Origin of the sequence: Pseudomonas sp. S5F11 (assembly GCF_019641515.1) — a bacterium.
GTDB lineage: Bacteria > Pseudomonadota > Gammaproteobacteria > Pseudomonadales > Pseudomonadaceae > Aquipseudomonas > Aquipseudomonas rhodesiae.
In genome coordinates this window covers 2,470,645-2,489,436 of sequence record NZ_JAIFJZ010000001.1, presented here as the reverse complement: position 1 = coordinate 2,489,436, position 18,792 = coordinate 2,470,645, and the positions used below count along the sequence as shown (strand labels likewise).

General features: G+C 63.7%; 18 protein-coding genes. 9 read left to right on the top strand and 9 right to left on the bottom strand.

Features of this window, described 5'->3' with window-relative positions:
* Nucleotides 1-127 precede the first annotated feature (127 nt).
* Both K1567_RS11240 and K1567_RS11235 read left to right on the top strand, forming a co-directional pair.
* Nucleotides 128-787 (top strand): FadR/GntR family transcriptional regulator, encoded by a 660-nt coding sequence (locus K1567_RS11240; RefSeq protein WP_034137049.1) that lies wholly within the window; start codon nt 128-130, stop codon nt 785-787.
* Nucleotides 777-2,042, top strand: a complete 1,266-nt coding sequence (locus tag K1567_RS11235; protein WP_220698507.1) for a CynX/NimT family MFS transporter — start codon at nt 777-779, stop codon at nt 2,040-2,042. Before K1567_RS11240 ends, K1567_RS11235 begins: the two co-directional genes overlap by 11 nt.
* Here K1567_RS11235 and K1567_RS11230 read toward each other — a convergent pair.
* From K1567_RS11230 to K1567_RS11195, 8 genes are all read right to left on the bottom strand, one after another.
* Complete coding sequence (locus tag K1567_RS11230; RefSeq protein WP_220698506.1) at nt 2,039-2,689, bottom strand: DUF1120 domain-containing protein; 651 nt, start codon at nt 2,687-2,689, stop codon at nt 2,039-2,041. The genes K1567_RS11235 and K1567_RS11230 overlap by 4 nt on opposite strands.
* 17 nt (nt 2,690-2,706) lie before the next feature.
* Nucleotides 2,707-3,852: a DUF1120 domain-containing protein gene (locus tag K1567_RS11225; protein WP_220698505.1), complete on the bottom strand. Its 1,146-nt coding sequence runs from the start codon at nt 3,850-3,852 to the stop codon at nt 2,707-2,709.
* 11 nt (nt 3,853-3,863) lie between these two features.
* On the bottom strand, nt 3,864-6,278 hold the full coding sequence (locus K1567_RS11220; RefSeq protein WP_220698504.1) for a fimbria/pilus outer membrane usher protein: 2,415 nt from the start codon (nt 6,276-6,278) through the stop codon (nt 3,864-3,866).
* A 92-nt stretch (nt 6,279-6,370) separates the two neighbouring features.
* Nucleotides 6,371-7,072, bottom strand: a complete 702-nt coding sequence (locus K1567_RS11215) for a fimbria/pilus chaperone family protein (RefSeq protein ID WP_034096013.1) — start codon at nt 7,070-7,072, stop codon at nt 6,371-6,373.
* A 19-nt stretch (nt 7,073-7,091) separates the two neighbouring features.
* Nucleotides 7,092-7,718, bottom strand: a complete 627-nt coding sequence (locus K1567_RS11210; RefSeq protein ID WP_052448334.1) for a DUF1120 domain-containing protein — start codon at nt 7,716-7,718, stop codon at nt 7,092-7,094.
* Nucleotides 7,719-7,803: 85 nt separating this feature from the next.
* Nucleotides 7,804-8,424, bottom strand: a complete 621-nt coding sequence (locus tag K1567_RS11205; protein WP_034096014.1) for a DUF1120 domain-containing protein — start codon at nt 8,422-8,424, stop codon at nt 7,804-7,806.
* Between the two features lie 32 nt (nt 8,425-8,456).
* Nucleotides 8,457-9,071, bottom strand: a complete 615-nt coding sequence (locus tag K1567_RS11200) for a DUF1120 domain-containing protein (protein ID WP_034096015.1) — start codon at nt 9,069-9,071, stop codon at nt 8,457-8,459.
* A gap of 45 nt (nt 9,072-9,116) precedes the next feature.
* Nucleotides 9,117-9,743, bottom strand: a complete 627-nt coding sequence (locus K1567_RS11195; protein ID WP_034111849.1) for a DUF1120 domain-containing protein — start codon at nt 9,741-9,743, stop codon at nt 9,117-9,119.
* Nucleotides 9,744-10,122: 379 nt separating this feature from the next.
* Between K1567_RS11195 and K1567_RS11190 the strand changes: the two genes are divergently transcribed.
* From K1567_RS11190 to dacB, 7 genes are all read left to right on the top strand, one after another.
* Nucleotides 10,123-10,932: a response regulator gene (locus K1567_RS11190; RefSeq protein ID WP_034111851.1), complete on the top strand. Its 810-nt coding sequence runs from the start codon at nt 10,123-10,125 to the stop codon at nt 10,930-10,932.
* 200 nt (nt 10,933-11,132) lie between these two features.
* Nucleotides 11,133-11,768, top strand: coding sequence for a response regulator transcription factor (locus tag K1567_RS11185; protein WP_034096018.1), 636 nt, complete (start codon nt 11,133-11,135; stop codon nt 11,766-11,768).
* Between the two features lie 95 nt (nt 11,769-11,863).
* Entirely contained in the window at nt 11,864-12,334 is a 471-nt protein-coding gene (locus tag K1567_RS11180) for a nuclear transport factor 2 family protein (RefSeq protein ID WP_034096019.1), read from the top strand.
* A 36-nt stretch (nt 12,335-12,370) separates the two neighbouring features.
* Nucleotides 12,371-12,640: a GIY-YIG nuclease family protein gene (locus K1567_RS11175; RefSeq protein ID WP_034096020.1), complete on the top strand. Its 270-nt coding sequence runs from the start codon at nt 12,371-12,373 to the stop codon at nt 12,638-12,640.
* Between the two features lie 82 nt (nt 12,641-12,722).
* On the top strand, nt 12,723-13,658 hold the full coding sequence (locus K1567_RS11170; RefSeq protein ID WP_034111853.1) for a glutathione S-transferase family protein: 936 nt from the start codon (nt 12,723-12,725) through the stop codon (nt 13,656-13,658).
* Nucleotides 13,659-13,768: 110 nt separating this feature from the next.
* Nucleotides 13,769-16,189 (top strand): TonB-dependent receptor, encoded by a 2,421-nt coding sequence (locus tag K1567_RS11165; RefSeq protein ID WP_220698503.1) that lies wholly within the window; start codon nt 13,769-13,771, stop codon nt 16,187-16,189.
* Nucleotides 16,190-16,492: 303 nt separating this feature from the next.
* Nucleotides 16,493-17,938: a D-alanyl-D-alanine carboxypeptidase/D-alanyl-D-alanine-endopeptidase gene (dacB, locus tag K1567_RS11160; RefSeq protein WP_220698502.1), complete on the top strand. Its 1,446-nt coding sequence runs from the start codon at nt 16,493-16,495 to the stop codon at nt 17,936-17,938.
* A gap of 1 nt (nt 17,939) precedes the next feature.
* Here the strand turns inward: dacB and K1567_RS11155 are convergent, their stop codons facing one another.
* The gene (locus tag K1567_RS11155) at nt 17,940-18,719 is read right to left on the bottom strand and encodes an IclR family transcriptional regulator (RefSeq protein WP_034111857.1); all 780 of its coding nucleotides are present in this window, start codon (nt 18,717-18,719) and stop codon (nt 17,940-17,942) included.
* Nucleotides 18,720-18,792 lie beyond the last annotated feature (73 nt).

Below are 18,792 nucleotides of genomic sequence, written 5' to 3'. Positions count from 1 at the left end.
GGTAATTTTACCAATCGAAAATTTTGCTTCGTTTTCCGCCCAATAACCCTAGTGCGTTGCCTTTGTCGCTGAGCCCTAATAGGCTGTAGGAAAATTCATCCTATGATTGGACGAAAGCGCAAAATCCATGACAGACATCGCTCCACTGATTAAACGCTCGCTGGTCGACCAGGCCCTTGAACAGTTGCGCCTGCGCATCGCCCAGGGCGTATGGGCTGTCGGCGAGCGCTTGCCCACCGAGCCGGAGTTGTCCGCCGAGCTGGGGATCAGCCGCAATACCGTGCGTGAAGCCATGCGGGTGCTGGCGTTTTCCGGGTTGATTGAGATCCGCCAGGGAGACGGCAGTTATCTGCGCTCGATGACTGACCCTTTGGGGGCGATGCGTGCGTTGTCCCACTGCACCTTGGCGCAGGCGCAGGAGACCCGGCAGATCCTCGAAGTGGAGGCCATTGGTCTTGCGGCGCAACGCCGTACCGAGCAAGACCTGCAGGGGTTGCATCAAGCCCTGCGCACCAGCGCCGCGCTGTATCACGGTGACCTGGAGGCCTATATCCACGCCGATCTGGTGTTCCACACCCGCCTGGTGGATGCCGCGCACAACCCGGCGTTGAGCGAGTTGTACCAGTATTTTTCCGCCATCGTCGGCGCCCAGTTACGCCAGACCCTCAGTGTTTCACCACGCCGCCAGGCGGTGTTCGACCTGCACAGCGCCTTGCTTGAAGCGGTGGAGCAGCAAGACCCGGAACGCGCCAAATCCCTCTGCCGACAGTTGATCCATGAACCCTGAAGCCCAACGCACACCCGAACTCGAAGAACTGCTGATCGATGCCGAGGCCGATGACGACGAGGTCCAGCACACCCCGCCGCAGGTCAGCCGCCCGTGGTTGTTGCTGCTGGGCCTGGTGCTGGTGGCGTTGAACCTGCGCCCGGCGTTGTCGAGCATGGCGCCGTTGCTCAGCGATGTGTCGGCCAGCCTGGGCTTGTCGGCGGCCAAGGCCGGTTTGCTGACCACTTTGCCCGTGCTGTGCCTGGGGCTGTTTGCGCCATTGGCGCCGATTCTGGCGCGGCGATTCGGCGCCGAGCGCGTGGTGCTGGGGATCGTGCTGACACTGGCCAGTGGCATCATTCTGCGCAGTGCATTCGGTGAGGTCGGGCTGTTTGCCGGCAGCCTGATTGCCGGGGCGAGCATCGGCATTATCGGCGTGTTGCTGCCGGGCATCGTCAAGCGTGATTTCGCTCGCCAGGCCGGGGCCATGACCGGCGTGTACACCATGGCGTTGTGCCTGGGCGCCGCGCTGGCGGCGGGGGCGACAGTGCCGCTGAGCCATGTGTTCGGCGACCGCTGGAGCATGGCCCTGGGCTTCTGGATGGTGCCGGCGGTGGTGGCGGCGTTGGTATGGTGGCCCCAGGTCGGGCAACGACACGGCGCCCATCGCGTCGCGTATCAGGTCAAAGGCTTGTTACGCGATCCGTTGGCCTGGCAGGTGACCTTGTACATGGGCCTGCAATCGTCCCTGGCGTACATCGTGTTTGGCTGGCTGCCGTCGATTCTGATCAGCCGCGGCCTCAGCGCCACCGAGGCCGGGCTGGCGCTGTCCGGCTCGATCATCCTGCAATTGATCAGTTCGCTGGCCGCGCCCTGGTTGGCCACTCGTGGCCGCGACCAGCGCCTGGCGATCGTGGTGGTGATGCTGCTGACCCTCGGCGGGTTGTTCGGTTGCCTCTATGCGCCGCTGGACGGTCTGTGGGGCTGGGCGATCCTGCTCGGCCTGGGCCAGGGCGGCACCTTCAGCCTGGCGTTGACCTTGATCGTGCTGCGCTCGCGGGATGCCCACGTCGCCGCGAACCTGTCGAGCATGGCTCAGGGTTTCGGCTATACCCTGGCGTCCCTCGGCCCGTTTGCGGTCGGCCTGGTACACGACTGGACCGGCGGCTGGAGCGCCATCGGCTGGATTTTCGCGGTGATCGGCCTGGGCGCGATCATTGCCGGCCTGGGCGCAGGGCGTGCGCGTTATGTGCAGGTCACCAGCGAGAAACGCTAGAGATAGATCACCTCCAGAGTCGCCGAGCCGTCGAGCAGGGTGTCGGTGCTCAGGTCCAGGTTCTGCCGTGCGTTGATCACCGCTTGGACCTTGACCGTGCTGATCAGCTCCTGGATCGCCGAAGGCCCGGCGGTGCTGCCCTGCCTGGCGGTAAAGCCCAGGTAGCTATTGGCGTCGATATCAATGGGGTTGAGGTTGGCGGTGCGCCAGGCCAGGCCGCCGGTGGTGGACTCGGTGCCGTACACCGTCACGGTGCTATCCACCAGCGTGTTGCGGGGGTCGAAGGTCATCGAGTAAAGCCCAAGCCGGTTGCCGCTGTTGTCCAGTCCGAGCCCATAGTAAATCTCGCTGTTGACCGTTGCGGTGCCCTCGCGATTGTCGCGCATGCGCAGCGCAAAACGACTTGGCGCCGTGCAGGCGATGCTCACTTGCAGGTGTTTGATCGGCAGCCGCGTGCTGGTCTCCAGGTTCAGATCCTGCTGGGACATCTTGCCGTAGTCGATCAGCCCGCCGCCGGACAACTGAGGGTCGCAGGCGGTGGGCGTGACCACGCCTTTGACCCTCAGATCGACGCTGGAGGCGGCCTGGGTGTGGGCCGTGGCGGTCAATAACAGCAGGCTGTAAAAAACGATGGGATAAGCGTTCATGGCGTCAATTCCAGAAGTTAGAGGTAGATAATTTCGAGGGTGCCGGAGCCGTTGATCTGCACCACCTGACGCAGATCCAGGGATTGGGTCGGCGCCAGGTAAGCCTTGATGCGTAACGTGCCGCTCAGGTGCTGGATCGCCATCGGGCCTTGGGTGCTGCCCGCCAGGTGGGTGAAGCCCATATAGCTGTTGGCGGCGATGGGGATCTGCCGCGCACTGGCGCTGCTCCAGGCGGCGCCGTTGCTGGTGGAGTCGGTGCGATACAGCGCGCCGTAGGCATCGGCGGAAAAGTCTTCCGGGTCGATGTTCACGTAGAAGCGGCCGATCTTGTTCTGGCTGCCGTCGCGGTCCAGGCCGTAGGCGGTCTCGTCGGTGCCGCCGGTGGCCGAGCCTTCACGGTTGTCGTGCATGCGCAAGGCGAAGGGCACGGGCGCGTCGCAACTGACGGTCATTTGCAGGGTGCGGGTGGGCAACGGGGTTTCGTTTGTGACGCTCAGGTCCTTGGCCAGCAAGGTGCCGTAATCCACCAGGCCGCCGTTGGACAACTGCGGCGTGCACGCCACCGGCGCGAAGTGCGCGCGCAGGGTCAGTTCACGGTAACGACCGCTGCGCTGGGCCTCGAACGTCCCGTTGACCTCCCAGGTGGTGGCGTCCCGCACGTAGGTTGCGGCCCTGTCCGCCCAGGCGCTGAGGCTCAGTTGCAGGGAAAAGGTTTTACCCTGTACCACCGCGCCGCCTTGCACGGGGGCCACCAGGTGACCAGTGCGCCATTTCAAGCGCGGGCCAACCACGGCTGGCGGTTGCCCGGCCACGGGCATCAAGCCCAACTCCACCGAACGGCCATCCATTACGCCGTCACTGAGTTCGAGCGCGTAGCTGCCGTGTTCGGTGAATTGCAGGCGTTCGGCACTGGCGGCGAGGGCGCGATAAAACACGCTCAGGTCCTGCGCTTGCGGGCACGCAAGGGTCAGGCGCAAGCGGCGCTCGCCGAGCAGGCGCTGGGGTGCGCTGTCGGTTTGCGCCAGGCGGTTCATCAGGCCCAGGTCCAGCAGCGATTCGCTGAGGGTCAACTGGCACTCGTCGTTGGCCAACGCGTTGGCTGTGGCGCCGACGATGAGCAGCGATGCGGCCGTCAACTGCCGCAGCAGGCGAATAGGGGGCATGGTTACGGTCCTCATGATGGGGTACAGCGCGCGGGGGCGGTTTCGAAATACACCTCGGGATCGCCCTCATCCGGCAGCTCGAACTGCAAGCGACAACGGGGCAAACCGGGGGCACTGACCCACAGGCCGGACGAGGCCAGCACATTGGGCAGAAACACCTGGCCGCCGTCCTGAACCAAGGTCACGAACTCGCCGTTGGCGGTGCTGACACTGGCGCCGCGAGGCAGCAACACGCCCTGTTCGGTGCGGGCGGTGAGCAGCACGCGACGGGTCAGGCTCACGCCGAACTCCACGCGGTCCACGGCGCCGCGTCCGGCCGCGAGCATCGCCAGGCCGTTATTGATATCGGCATTGCGCGGCAGCGAACGGGTTTGCACTTCCACCGGGCTGCGGCCATAGGGGCTGATCTGGGGGACCACGGCCTGGCCTTGCCAGTCGGTCCAGACCGGGCCGCTGGGGGTGCTGAGCTTGATGCCGCTGATGTCGCCCACCGAAACCAAGGCAAAGGTGTCACGCACCGGATAGGGTGACAACGTGACCCCGCCGCCATGCACCACCACGCCACCGCGAGCGCTGCCCTGATAGCTCGAACGCTCGGCGTCGGAGCGGCTGTAACTGACATCCAGCTGGCTGTAGCGGGGCAGGGCCGAAAGGCCGAGGGTGGTTTCCACTTGTTGGTCGCGGGTGTCGTGTTCGGCGCTGACGCGGTAGCTCAGTTGGTCGTCGATCTGCTCGTTCACCCCCACGCCGGTACGGTGCTCGCCCCCTGAATTGCGCACCCAGGCCCGCACGCGCCGGTTATCCCCCAAGGGCAGGCTGACGTTGAAGTAGAACGCGTTGCCCTGCTGTTGGCGCCCGCCCATCTGCCACTCGGCACTGGCCGATAACGACACGCCGCTGACGCTGGTGCCCCAGGACACCAAGCCCCGGCTGCTGCTGTCGCCGTCGAAGTTGCTGGAGCGCGACACCCCGGCACTGAATGCACCCAGCCACGGATGCGCCCAACCCAGGCTGGCGCTTTGTTGGTCGCGATAGCGCGAGCGGCGCTGCTGGGTGGTCTCGGCCTCGTAGGTGGCCTCCTCCAGTTCGCGATAACCCGGCGTGCGCCAGGCGTTGGCCACGCTGAACGACCATTGATCGTTCAGGCGCTGGGACCACGACAGGTCGGTCTGCACACCGCGCACCTGGTCCCGTGCATGCGTGTCGGCCACTTGGCTGGCCAGTTGTACCTGGCTGTCCAACCCCGGCAACCAGCCCAGGCTCACACCGGCGGCGCGATATTCGCTGGCGGCCAGCACGCCGCTGCCCAGCGACAGTTGCGGGTGTACGGCACCGGTCCAACCGGCGCTGACCACCCAGGGATAGTCTCCCTGGGCATCGCCGATGTTGCGCACGCGCCCTGCCGACACCGAGTAACCCGGCGCCGGCAACCCCAGGCCGAGCATGGCGGCCGGAACGGTAAAGCGCCGTTCGCCACCGTTGCTTTCCTTGACCGTCACCTCGACGTCGGAGCGCGAGTTCAGGCGCCGCACGCCCGTCAAGGAAAACGGCCCGGCGGGAACTACCGTGGAGTGAATCAACGTGCCGTTCTGGCGCACTTCGACTTGGGCCGGGCTGTTGGCGATACCGTCGATGGTCGCGCCCTGACTCTGCTCTTGCAGCGCCTGCTCGGTCAGGACCTGCACACCGGTGATCTGCGCGCCGGGCAATACCGGGTTGTACAGGTTGACCTGCCCCGCCTGCAGCACCGCCTGGTGGCTGGCAAAGGTGCGCTGGGCATAGGCCTCCAGGTGCGTACTGCGCGAGAGGCCGTCCTGCCAGGTCTGCACCTGACGGCTGCGTACGATCCAGTCGCCGGCATTGAAGCCGACCTCGGTGTTGGCCGAGCCGAAGCGGCTGTCGCTGTCGCCGAAGCGGTTATAGAACCCGGTCAGGTCGTAATTGAGCAGGCCGGCCACGCCACCGGTTTCATAGCCCGAGACATCCTGTTGTAGCGGGCGCAGCGCCTCGGTCGGCACCACCAACGCCACCGTGAGCGTGGCTGGGTCCGGTTCCACCAGGCTTTGGGGATACTGTGCGAGAAAGTCGTGGCAGGGGCCGCTGTCGTCAGGTAAGCGCAGGTTGGCGGCGTCCAACAAGGCACGGTCGAAGCACAAGGCACCTTGTTGATCGAAGTTGACGTCAAGCCGACCGCGGTGCTGGCCGTTGACCCGCAGGCTGACGGCATGCCGCCCTGCGGCAAAGCGCGGAGGTTCCAGCAGCAGGCTGGCCAGGTGCGGGTCAATCCCGCGTTGCCGCAGGGTGGTGGCATCGAAGCCTTGGCGTGCATCGGCGCTGGCGGCCAAGGGTGCCAGCGTACAGGCCAGCAGCAGCGTGATAGTGACGGGCACAGTGGCGCCGTCACGGTAACTCAATACTGTTTTCACAAAGGGCACTCGAATGATGGACGCTGGAGCGTCCTGGTGACGGTCATCGAGCCGTCACTTCGATGCAGGCGGTAACCGCCTGGGGTTGTTCGTCAGGTAATCGGTGCTTCGTAGGCCGCCACGGCAAAGCCGTACACCGTGGCCGGTTGCAGCCGGACCTTGGTGGCCGGACCACCGCTGGCCGGCACACTCAGGGTTTCCCCCGGCAACACATAGGTGCGCGGCAACATCGCCTTGCCGTCGCCGGGCAGCAGCCGCAGCTCCTGGGCCAGGCGCACCACATAAGGGCTGGTATTGCGCACCTGCAACGTATTGCCATGCTGTGACCACGTCAGCTCAGTCCAAGGTGTGCGATTGGGCGCCAAGCCCTTGGGATGAATGATCACCGGCAGGTTCTGGCGTACCGTCACACCCACCCGGGCATGCCCGGCTTGCGTGGCGGGGCGGCCCTGTGGCATGCCTTCGAAAATCGCGCGTTTGAGGCGCTGGGTGAGCAGCGGTTGCTGGCTTTGCAGGATGAAGCGCACCAGTTGCGATTTGGACGGCTCCACCCGCGACAGCGGCGGCGTGACCACCAGCAAGGGTTCGGTGTCTTCGGGGATGTCTTGCAACGTGACATGCAGCAGCGCCAGTTGGCTGTCGGTGTTGGTGACCGACACGGCGGCTTCGCCCTCGGCTTCGTGAACGATCACCACGGAGGTGTCAGGGACCATGCCGTCAGCCCGTGCGCCCGTGCCGCCGAGCAGCAGCGCCAGGGCCATAAGGCAGGTTGCGGGGTTGAGCACTGTGGTCATGAGAGGGGTTCCATAAAGGTCAGAGGTAGCGCAGGTCCAGCACCACGGAGCCATCGAGCGGCACCGCCTGATCCAGGGTCAGGTACTGGGTCGCGTTGATGGACGTGTCGATCTGGAGTTGGGCGCTTAACTGGCCGATGAAATCGGGCTGGCGATCCCCGACCGGGGCAAAGCCGATATAGGTTTTGGGCCAGGCTTCGGACGCCGGGCGCCAGGTTTCGCCGCTGTCATCGGAGGCCAGCACTTGCAAGACTTGGGCGTCTCCCACCGGGTTGCGATATGACAGGGCCACCGAGCCCAGGCGCTCGGCCGGGGCATGGATATTTCGGCCCAGGCCATAGAGCACATCAGGGTCCAGGGAGGATTGCGCTCGGTTGTCGAGCCCCACCAGGGCGAACAGCATCGGCCGGCCGCACTGCACATGCAGTTGCAGTACGCGACTGGGCAGCTCGGTGACCACGTCGTCGCTGAGGGTATGAGAAAGAATTTTGCCGTGGTCGATCACGCCTTCGTCGGACAGCGTCACCAGGCAGGCGTCCGGGGTCAGCCGACCGGTCACGGTGACATCCACCTTCGATGCGGCGTGGGCCGCAGCGGCGCTGGTCAGCCAAAACACGATCACCGCAGTGCAGGGGTAGGTGTTCATCGATTGCGCCATTGGCCGAGGCAAGCTCGGCAGATCCGAAAAAAAGCCCATGCCGCACGCGTCAGCCAGGCATGGGCACCCAGGGTTACAGGTACTTCACTTCAAGCGTGGCGGAGCCGTCGATGGTGACCTCGTTGCTCAGGTCCAGGCCATCGGTACGGGCGATCACGGTTTGCACTTCCAGGTCCGTGACCAGTTCCTTGACCGAGGCCGGCTGGCTAGGGTCGGCCATGGTGGCGATCGATACGTACAGGCCGGCATCCCAGGCGTTATCGCCGTACCAGGTATTGCCGCCATCGCCGGAGACAATCGACTGCATCTGCGCGCCGTCGGCGACCGGGTTGCGCACGGTCAGCAGAAACCAACCCAGTTTCTGGGTGCCGTTTATCAGGCCCAGGCCGTAATTGGCGGGAGAGGCCGATGAGCCGGCACGGTTGTCGACGGAATGCAGGGCAAATTGAATCGGTGCATCGCAGATGACCGCCATGGTCATGGTGTGGGTGCCGATCAGCGTTGGGTTGTCCGGGCGCAGGTCTTTGGCGGAAATCTTGCCGTGATCGATGACGCCGCCCCGGGTCAGGCTCGGCGTGCAGGCGCTGGGTACGATCAGGCCCTTGACGGTCAAGTCGACCGTGGACGCCGCATAAGTGGCGGCAGAGCCGAGCAACAACAGGCCGGTGGCGAGGGGAGTGAGCAGGCTTTTCATCGGGAGCGAGTTCCTTTCGAGTCAATGGGCAGTTAGAGGTAGTTGAGTTGTACGGTGACGTGACCGTCGATGGGCACCTCATCGATCAGCGTCAACTCGTCTGCGGGGGCAACCCGCGTGAATAATCTGAGATCGGCGTTAAAGTCCTTCACCGCAATGGGCGCCAGTTGGCCGGAATCGCTGGCGACCGCACTTTTGAATGCGTAGCTCAGGATGTCGCTGGGGTTCCAGGTCACACCGTCGCTGGATATCACCATCCTCACCACGGCGCCATCGGCCACGGGGTTGCGCACGCGGAAGGCCACGCCGCCGAGTTTTTCGTCATGGGGCGTCATGCCCAGGCCATGCCAATGTCTGGGGCTGGCGGAAGTGCCAGCGCGGTTGTCGATGGTATTTAAGGTAAAAAACGTCGGCCCCTCACACACCACGCTCAGGTGCAGGGACTGGCCCGGCAAAGAGGTGTAGTGATCCGAGTTAAGGTCCTTGGCGGTCATTTTTCCGAAGTCGATTTCGCTGCCGCCGGACATCAATGGCGCACACGCGCTGGGGGTGATGCTGCCCTTGACGGCGAGGTCGGTGGAGCTGGCGGCGAACGCCGGCGGTACACACAGCAGTGTCAGCAGGAGCCGGTAAGCAAAGGCTTTCATGGGCACAGAGTCCTTTCGGGAGAGGTCAACGCAGTGTTGAGTGGGTTACAGGTACTTCAGCTCCAGCGTGGCGGAGCCGTCCAATGCCACGTCGTTGGTCAGAGTCAGGTCGTTTGCCGGGGCAATCGCGGTGTTGAAGACGAACTCTGCGGTGGCATTTTGCAGGGGATGGGGGAGCCAGCCGATTTGGGCGTCGAGGCTGCCGAAAGCCACCAGCATGCCGGGGATGATCGCCTCGTCCTCATCCACGGGCGACCATCGATCCGTCGTGTACTGCCCCAACAACGTCGACGGAATATCCGCCACGGGGTTGCGCAGCGACAGGAAATACCGGCCCAGTTTCTCCGTGGTGCCGTCCACCAGCCCCAAGCCATAAGCCCCGGAGCGGGTCGAGGTGCCTACCCGGTTGTCGACGGGGTGGATGGCAAAGAGCGTCGGCGCTTCGCAACTCACCGTCAGTTGCAGGGTTTTGACTTCCAGCACGGTGTGGTTGTCGGGGGTCAGGTCCTTGGCCGAGATTTTTCCAAAGTCCACGGCCCCAGGCAGGCTGGGCGTGCAGGCGCTGGGGGTGATGGTGCCCTTGACGGTCAGCTCCACGGAGCTGGTCGCAAACGCGGATGAGGCACTGGCGAGCAAGAGGGCGGCACCCACCAGGTTTAACGACGTGTTCATTTCAGGTTGTTCCAATACAAAGTCGGTGGTTGGCAAGCATGTCGGTTTCGAGGCGCCGCGGTGCGGTCGTCCGTTCCCTGTGATCGGGGTGGGGTGCAATCTAGCGACGGGGCACAGGAGGGGGAATACAACTATTACGAGAATGATCAAGCGGCAGACGTGTGTCGGATGCTTGTCGGAATAGGTTTGCCGAATATGTAGGAAAGTTGGTTTTTTCGTAGTTTTTGCATCGTCATGACGCCACCCATGGAGATAGCGTGACGTCGCGATAAGTAGTCATGTGAGTGTTTCGACTCTGTTTGCCTGGCTGCTACGTCAGCGCTGTCGGTTTGTTGCGAATGCCGCGTGCTGCAAAAACGACCGCAACCATGAGGTGACCATGGAGACTGACGTATCTTCGGACGCAGTGCTTTCCCGTGAATTGACACCTTCGACCGAGCCGCCCCTCCATTGGCGGCACCTGAAGGTCCTGGTGGTGGAAGACCATGCGACATACCGCGTCTTGATGGGGTGGCTATTGAAAAAACTCGGCTTGGGCCACCAACTGGCAACTGACGGGCAGCACGGTTTGGCGGCTCTGGCCGAGACCCCCTTCGACCTAGTGATCAGCGATTGCCAGATGCCGCAGATGGACGGCTACACCATGAGCCGCGCGATTCGCCTGCGCGAACATGCCAACGCACAGCGGCGGGTGCCGATCATTGCCCTGACCGGCAACCTGGTGCATGACGACCCACAGCGTTGTCGCGACGCCGGCATGGACGCCTGGCTGGTCAAACCGTTGACCCTTGAACAACTGCATGGGGTGTTGGCGTGCTGGTTACCGGGGCCGTCAGATGTGGTGCCGGTGCTGCCCAAGACCACGGGCTGGCCGACCCGTGCGGGTCTGATCGAAGCCTTCGGGGATGCGCGGGTTGTCGACCAGATGCTCGTCAGCCTGCTGCGCGAAGCGCGGGAAGACACCCTGATGCTCGACCATGCACGCAAAATCCGCGACGCGTCGTTGACTGCCGAAAGCCTGCACCGCTTGGTGGGTAGCCTGGCTTTTCTGGGCATGGCCGAGCTGGAGCTACGCGGCATGAGCCTGATCGAGCGGGTGCATGCCGAGGGCGTGGTGTTGAATGAGGCGCACCTGGACGCCTTCCAGGCCGACCTACGTGCTTACCTCACTTACTTGGGTTCATTGTGATGCCCGCAGACATTTGTAGGGAAAGGGAAGGCTGTGTTGAGGGTAATAGCTGTAGGTATTTTCTTTTTATTTTGTAGGTCCAAAAGCGGCGGCTATCAAACATTGATCGTGAGGAAAAACGCCGAGACTTCTGCGGTTGTTGAGGGATGGCGGCGGGGGTATTTTGCGCGGAATCTAGTGGCCATCATCTGTGGGTATTTATGCTTCGCGTAATCATTGCTGACGATCATCCCATCGTACGCATCGGGCAGAGAGTGGTGATCGAGGCGAATGGACGGTGCAAAGTAGTGGGCGAGGCCGACGGTCCCGATCAACTGCTGCGTGTGCTGGCGACCACACCCTGCGATGTGCTGGTGACCGATTTCGCCATGCCTGGTGGCCAGCAGGCGGACGGCTACGGTTTGTTGAGCCTGCTGCACCGCCAGTACCCGACGTTGCCGGTGATCCTGGTGACCATGTTTGCCAATATCGCCACGTTGCGAGCCTCCTTTGCCCACGGCGCGCGAGCTATCGTGGCCAAAAGTGCGTCGGCCAAGGAGCTGCCGCTGGCGATCAAGACCGTAAGCGCGGGCCAGACCTTTGTCAGTGAATGCCTGCGGGCCCAACTGGTGGAAGCCGGGCCGGGTGACCAATCGCGACAGCCGCAATTGTCCGAAAAAGAGCGTGAGGTGGTACGCATGCTGGCCAGCGGCATGACCGTCAGCCAGATCGCGGCGCGGGTCAATCGCAGTGTGTCCACCATCAGCAAGCAGAAGAGCACTGCCATGAACCGGCTTTGCATTTCCACCGACGTAGACCTCTTCGCCTATGCCCGCAGTTGCGGCATGGTGCCCTGAGGCGGGCTACTATTGGCGCGGTGAATGTCAGTAGCCTTGGCGGCGCGGGCGGCTTATCGTGCGCCTATCTTTTTCGCCGTCGACGGAGCCTGCCCATGAGTGATGCCCACAACGCCCTGATCACCGAGTTCTATCGCGCGTTCCAACGTCTGGACGCCGACGCCATGAGCGCCTGTTACAGCGACGACGTGATCTTCAGCGACCCGGCGTTCGGTGAGCTGCGCGGTCGGGACGTCGGCGATATGTGGCGCATGCTCACCACCCGCGCCAAGGACTTCTCGCTGACCTTCGACCAAGTGCGCAGCGACGACACCCGCGGCAGCGCCCATTGGGTGGCGACCTACCTGTTCAGCGCCACCGGCAACACAGTGGTCAATGATATCCAGGCGCGTTTTGTGTTCCGTGACGGCAAGATCTGCGAGCACCACGACCACTTCGATCTGTGGCGTTGGTCGCGTCAGGCCCTGGGCACCAAAGGTCTGTTGCTGGGCTGGACGCCGCTGGTGAAAAACGCCGTACGCGCCCAGGCACGCAAAGGTCTCAAGGCATTCCAGGCCAGTCGTTGATAAGCTGGGCGCTCTTCTGGTTGACCGACTCGATCCGTGACGACTCCCACCGACCCCAAACCCTGGTTCGTTTACCTGGTGCGCGCCGCCAACGGCGCGCTGTATTGCGGCATCAGCAATGACCCTATGCGCCGCTTCGCTCAGCATCAAAGCGGCAAGGGCGCGCGGTTTTTTCAGTCCAGCCCGGCGGTGGCGCTGGTGTACACCGAGCAATGTGCAAGCAAAGGCGACGCCTTGCGTCAGGAACGGCTGATCAAAAAACTCAAGAAGAGCGCCAAGGAGTGCCTGGCCGCCAGTGGTGCATAGATTCGACTGATGGGTTCCCATCACGGCATCGCCACCCATTGCGCGCTAAGCTGGCAGCTCAACCTGACAACTGGACCCTGGCATGTCTGAGCTCATTCTTCACCACTACCCCACCTCTCCCTTTGCAGAAAAAGCTCGGCTGCTGCTGGGCTTCAAAGGCCTGTCCTGGCAGTCCGTGCTGATCTCGCCGGTGATGCCCAAACCGGACCTGACCGCGCTCACCGGCGGCTACCGCAAAACTCCGGTGTTGCAGGTCGGCGCCGATATCTACTGTGACACCGCGCTGATCGCCCTACGCCTGGAGCAGGAAAAAGCCGCGCCGGCGCTGTTCCCCCTCGGCCAGGAAATGATCACCCAGACTTTCGCCACCTGGGCCGACAGCGTGGTGTTCGCTCACGCGGTGAGCCTGGTGTTCCAGCCGGAATCGGTGGCGGTGCGCTTCGGCAAATTGCCGCCTGAAGCGATCAAAGCTTTTATGGCCGACCGCGCCGCGTTGTTCAGCGGCGGTTCGGCGAGCAAGCTGAGCGCCGACGTGGCCAAGCATCAATGGCCAGCGATCATGACGCGCCTGGAGCAACAGTTGCAGCGCGAGGCGGGGGATTTTCTGTTTGGCGAGCCGTCGATTGCCGACTTCTCCCTGGCCCATTCGCTGTGGTTCCTCAAAGCCACGCCAGTTACAGCACCCCTGGTGGACGCCTACCCGGCAGTGTCCGCATGGCTGGGGCGCGTGCTTGGTTTCGGCCACGGCACGCCCAACCAGATGACCGCCGAACAAGCGCTGGAGATTGCGCGCAACGCCACCCCGGCGGCGTTGCCGGACGAAGCGTTTGAAGACTTGAACGGCTTCCATCCCGGCCAGGCGGTGACCATCAGCGCGATCGACTACGGCGTCGACCCAGTGGCCGGCGAGCTGCTGTTTGCCGGGCGCGAGGAGCTGATCCTGCGCCGTAGCGACGAGCGCGCAGGCACTGTGCATGTGCACTTCCCGCGCTTCGGTTTCCGTATCCAGGCGCAGTGAATGAAATTATTTATCCACAACAGGTGAGGTAAACCATCCGCCCATCCGTGTAGTGCTTGAAACTGCGATCAATTCGCATTAACAGCGTTTTCTACACGGGTTCTCACAGCATGAAGTCGATGGCGGGCGGTTGGGTAAAACAGTGGCTGGGAGCCTCGGTACTGGCGGTGTCAGCGGTGGCTTTGCTGCCGTTGAGCGTGGCGCGGGCGCAGGAGCAGCAAAGCGCGCAGTTCGACTTTGCCCTGGCGGCCAAACCATTGCCACAGGCTCTCAGCGATTTCAGCCGGGTCACCGGAATCAGTGTGATCTACACCGATGAAGCGCCCTATGGGTTCAGCGCCCCGGCAGTGCGCGGGCAGATGAGCGCGACCCAGGCCCTGCAACGCCTGTTGGGCAACACCGGCATGACCTTCCGCCAGATCGACGCCCGCACCCTGGCCCTGGAACCCGTGCCCACCGAAGGCGCACTCAACTTGGGCGCCACCACCATCAGCGGCATAGGCCAACTTGACGACAGCACCAGCTACCAGCCGCCGCCCACCAGCTCGGTGATGCGCTCGCGCGGCCTACTGCTGGAAACCCCGCAAACCGTCAACGTGGTGCCGGCCCAGGCGCTGCGCGATCAGACCCCGCGCAACCTGGATGACGCCCTGGCCAATATCAGCGGTATCACCCAGGCCAACACCCTGGCCAGCACCCAGGACGCGGTGATGTTGCGCGGCTTTGGCGACAACCGTAACGGCTCGATCATGCGCGACGGCATGCCGGTGGTGCAGGGCCGCGCGTTGAACGCCACGGCCGAACGGGTTGAAGTGCTCAAGGGCCCGTCGTCGCTGCTATACGGCATACAAGACCCGGGCGGCGTGGTGAACATCGTCAGCAAAAAGCCTGAATTGACCCCATCCACCGCCCTGACCGTGCGCGGCTCCACCTTCGGCGACGGCAAGAACGGCAGCGGCGGCAACCTCGACACCACCGGGCCGTTGGGCGATTCAGGGCTGGCCTACCGGTTGATCGTTGATCACGAAGACGAAGATTACTGGCGCAACTTCGGCACTCACCGCGAATCGCTGGTGGCGCCGTCCCTGGCGTGGTACGGCGATTCCACTCAACTGCTGTTCGCTTATGAGCATCGTGAGTTTCTCTCACCGTTCGACCGCGGCACGGCCATCGATCCCAAGACCAACCATCCGTTGGATATCCCGGCGACGCGGCGCCTGGACGAGCCGTTCAACAATATGGAAGGCCGCTCCGACCTGTACCGCTTCGAAGCCGATCACGATCTGAACGACGATTGGAAAGCTCACTTCGGCTACAGCTGGAACCGTGAAACCTACGACGCCAGCCAGGTACGCGTCAGCGCGGTGAACGCCAATGGCACCCTGACCCGCCGAATGGACGGCACCCAGGGCGCAATTACCACCGACCGGTTCGCCACCGCCAGCCTCGAAGGCAAGGTCAACGTGCTGGGCATGCAACATGACCTGGTGTTCGGCCTGGATGACGAGTACCGCAAAATCTACCGCGCCGACCTGATCCGCCAGGCCTCGCGGGGCACGTTCAACTACAACAATCCGGTATACGGCAACGAAGTGGCGGGCAGCACCGTCAGCGCCGCCGACAGCGCCCAGACCGACCTGCTGCGCAGCGACTCGCTGTTCTTCCAGGATTCGATTCACCTGACCGACCAATGGATTTTCGTAGCCGGTGCGCGCTACCAGATGTACGACCAATACGCCGGCAAAGGCGTGCCGTTCAAAGCCAACACCGATGGCAACGGCCAGGCCTGGGTGCCGCGTGCCGGGCTGGTTTATCGCTATACCGATCAACTGTCGTTCTATGGCAGTTACACCGAGTCGTTCAAACCCAACTCCACCATCGCCGCCTTGGCCGATGGCAGTACGCTCACCGGCGATCTTACGCCCGAGCAGGCCAAGTCCTGGGAACTGGGGGCCAAGCTCGACATTCCCGGGCGCATCACCGCCAGCGCGGCGTTGTTCACCATCGACAAGCGCAATGTGCTGGTCTCGGTGGGGTCCGGCGCGAACACGATCTACAGCATCGCCGGCCAGGTGAGTTCCCGTGGCCTGGAACTGGACGCCACTGGCCAGTTGAGCGACCAATGGAGCGTGATCGGCAGCTATGCCTACACCGACGCTGAGGACATCAAGGACAACGACCCGACCCTGGAAGGCAACCGCTTGCAGAACGTCGCCAAACACACCGGCTCGCTGGCGCTGGCCTACGACTTCGGCAGCCTGTTCGGTGGCGATCAACTGCGCATTGGCGCAGGCGCGCGCTATGTGGGCGAGCGGGCAGGGGACGCCGCCAACGACTTCACATTGCCGGGCTACACCGTGGCCGATGCTTTCGCCACCTACGACACCAAACTCGACGGGCAGAAGGTCAAGTTCCAGCTCAACGTGAAAAACCTGTTCGACCGCACCTACTACACCTCGGCGGCCAGCCGCTTCTTTGTATCGCTGGGGGACGCACGGCAGGTGTCGGTGTCGAGCACGCTGGAATTCTAAGGCTGGTGCTGGGCGCGTTGGCTGCGACGCTGTGTGAACTGCTTTTTGTGGTGAGCGGGCTTGTCCCGCGCTGGGCTGCGAAGCGGCCCCAACTCTAGACGCCTCACTGCCAACTGGAGCTATGCAGCATCATCGATGGAGCGGCTTCGCCACCCAGCGCGGGCGGTGCGACGATTCGACAACCCGGCTCACCACCAAGACAAATCCATGTCCCCCAGCAGCTTGCTCCACCGGCCCGCTCGCCACGGGCAGGTGGAGCTGTTAGCGTTGCCGCCACTGAAGATTTTGCGGAATTTGACACTGATGCATGTTGGACGATGGCTACCCCTGCTGTGCTTGAGCGTTTTCATGGGCGGTTGCGCGAGCGTTTCGCCAACCTCCACCCCGGCCATCCTTGACCATCTCATGGCCGACCCGGCCTTCAATGGCGCCACGGTCTCCTTGATGGTGCGCGACGCCCGCAGCGGCAGCACCCTCTACCAGCACAACCCGCGCACGCGCCTGGTGCCGGCCTCCAACCTCAAGTTGTTGACCACTGCGGCGGCGATGGATGTGCTGGGGCCGCAATACCGGTTTTCCACTCAGGTACTGAGCACCGGCAGCCGCCAGGGCGAGCGGCTGGCGGGCAATCTGTACGTGCGCGGCTTGGGCGATCCCACCGTGCAGTTCGCCGATTACCAGGCGCTGGCGGCACAGTTGGCCAGCAATGGCGTGCGAGAAGTGCAGGGCGATCTGGTGTTCGACGACACCTGGTTCGATGCCGAGCGCCTGGGCGTCGATTGGGCCCAGGATGACGAAAGCACCTACTACGGCGCGCAGATCTCCGCGTTGACGGTGTCGCCCAACACGGATTTCGACGCGGGTACCTTGATCGTCACCGCGAAAGCGCCCGTGGCCGTCGGCCAACCGGTGGGCGTTTCCGTGAGCCCGGCCACCGACTACGTGCAACTGAGCAATCGCGCCATCAGCGGCCCCGGCAACACGTACGGCATTACCCGCCAGCACGGCACCAACCTGCTGCAACTGAGCGGTGCGCTGGCCCCCGGCAAGCAGAGCCGGCAGTGGGTGAGTGTGTGGGAGCCTACCCAACTGGTGGCGAACCTGTTTGAACAGGCGCTGGCTCAGCAGGGCATCAAGGTGCAGGGCCGGCGCGTGATCGGTGGCGCTACGCCCGCGACGGCCGCATTGTTGGCCGAACATCAGTCGGCGCCGTTGCAGGAGTTGATCACGCCGCTGCTCAAACTCTCGAACAACAATATGTCCGAGGCCCTGCTCAAGGCCATGGGCCGCAAGACTGCGAACGCAGGCACCGCCGCGGCCGGCGTGGCGGCAGTGGCGGGCTTTATGACACGCCAGGGGCTGGACCCGGCCAGCCTGAGCCAGGTGGACGGTTCGGGCTTGTCGCGGCGCAATCTGGTGTCGTCCCTGACCTTCACCGAGCTGCTGCTGGCCAGCGCCAGACAACCCTGGTTCGACGCTTGGTACAACGCGCTGCCGATTGCCGGCAATGCGGACCGCATGGTGGGTGGCAGCCTGCGCTATCGCCTGCGCGGGACGGCGGCGCAAAACAACCTGCATGCCAAGACCGGCTCCATGGCCGGCGTGTCGTCATTGAGTGGCTATATCACCGACGCCGACGGCCGGCGCCTGGTGTTCTCGATGGTCAGCAACAACTACCTGGGCAACGCCGCGCCGGTGCGCGCCCTGGAAAATAGCGTGGCCCAGGCCCTGGCCCATTGGCAGGACTAGTTCAGGGCTGGTAGCCCATGCGCCAGCTTACGGCCCGGGTCGCCGCCAGTAATTGCTGGGCCGCCGGGCCGTCTTCATCGGCGTGGAACAGTGAGGTAGGGCCGACTACGGTCATTACCGCCGCCACCTGGCCGATGGCGTTGAACACCGGTGCCGACAAGGCGTCCACCCCCGGCATCAGTAAGCCGTGCACAAAGTGCAGGCCACGCTGGCGGATCTGTTCGCAGGCCGTGGCGTAGGCTTGGTCGTCCGCCAGGGCGTGGGCGATGCCCGCGTCGATCTCCTGCTGGCGCAGCTCCACGGTTTCCCGCGAGGGTAGGTACGCACTGAACACCAGCCCGGTGGACGAACTGAGCAGCGGCAACACCGACCCCAGTTGTGTCACCACCGTCACCGCGCGCACCGCCGGCTCGATCTGCACCACGGTCGCGCCCTGATTGCCCCACACCGCCAGAAAGCACGTCTCGTTCAGTTGGTCGCGCAGTTCCGCCAGGGGCAGCGCGCCGACTTTCAGCACGTCCATGCTGCCCAACGCAGCCAGACCCACGCGCAACGCTTCGCGGCCCAGTCCGTAATGGTTGGTGGCGTTGTTCTGTTCGGCGAACCCCGACGCGATCAATGCTTGCAGGTAGCGATGCACTTTGCTCGCCGGCATCTGCACATGCTCGGCCAGGCGCGACAGCGACGTGGCCGGGGATAGTTCGGCCAGGGCCTTGAGAATATCGGTGCCCACTTCGGCCGAACGGACTTTTTGTTTACCGGTGTCGCGGGGCTTTTCCATGGAGGGGCGGGGTTCCGAAAGATGAATGGGCGTCTTTATAGCTTGACGCTCGATAGTGATCAAATTACGTTAT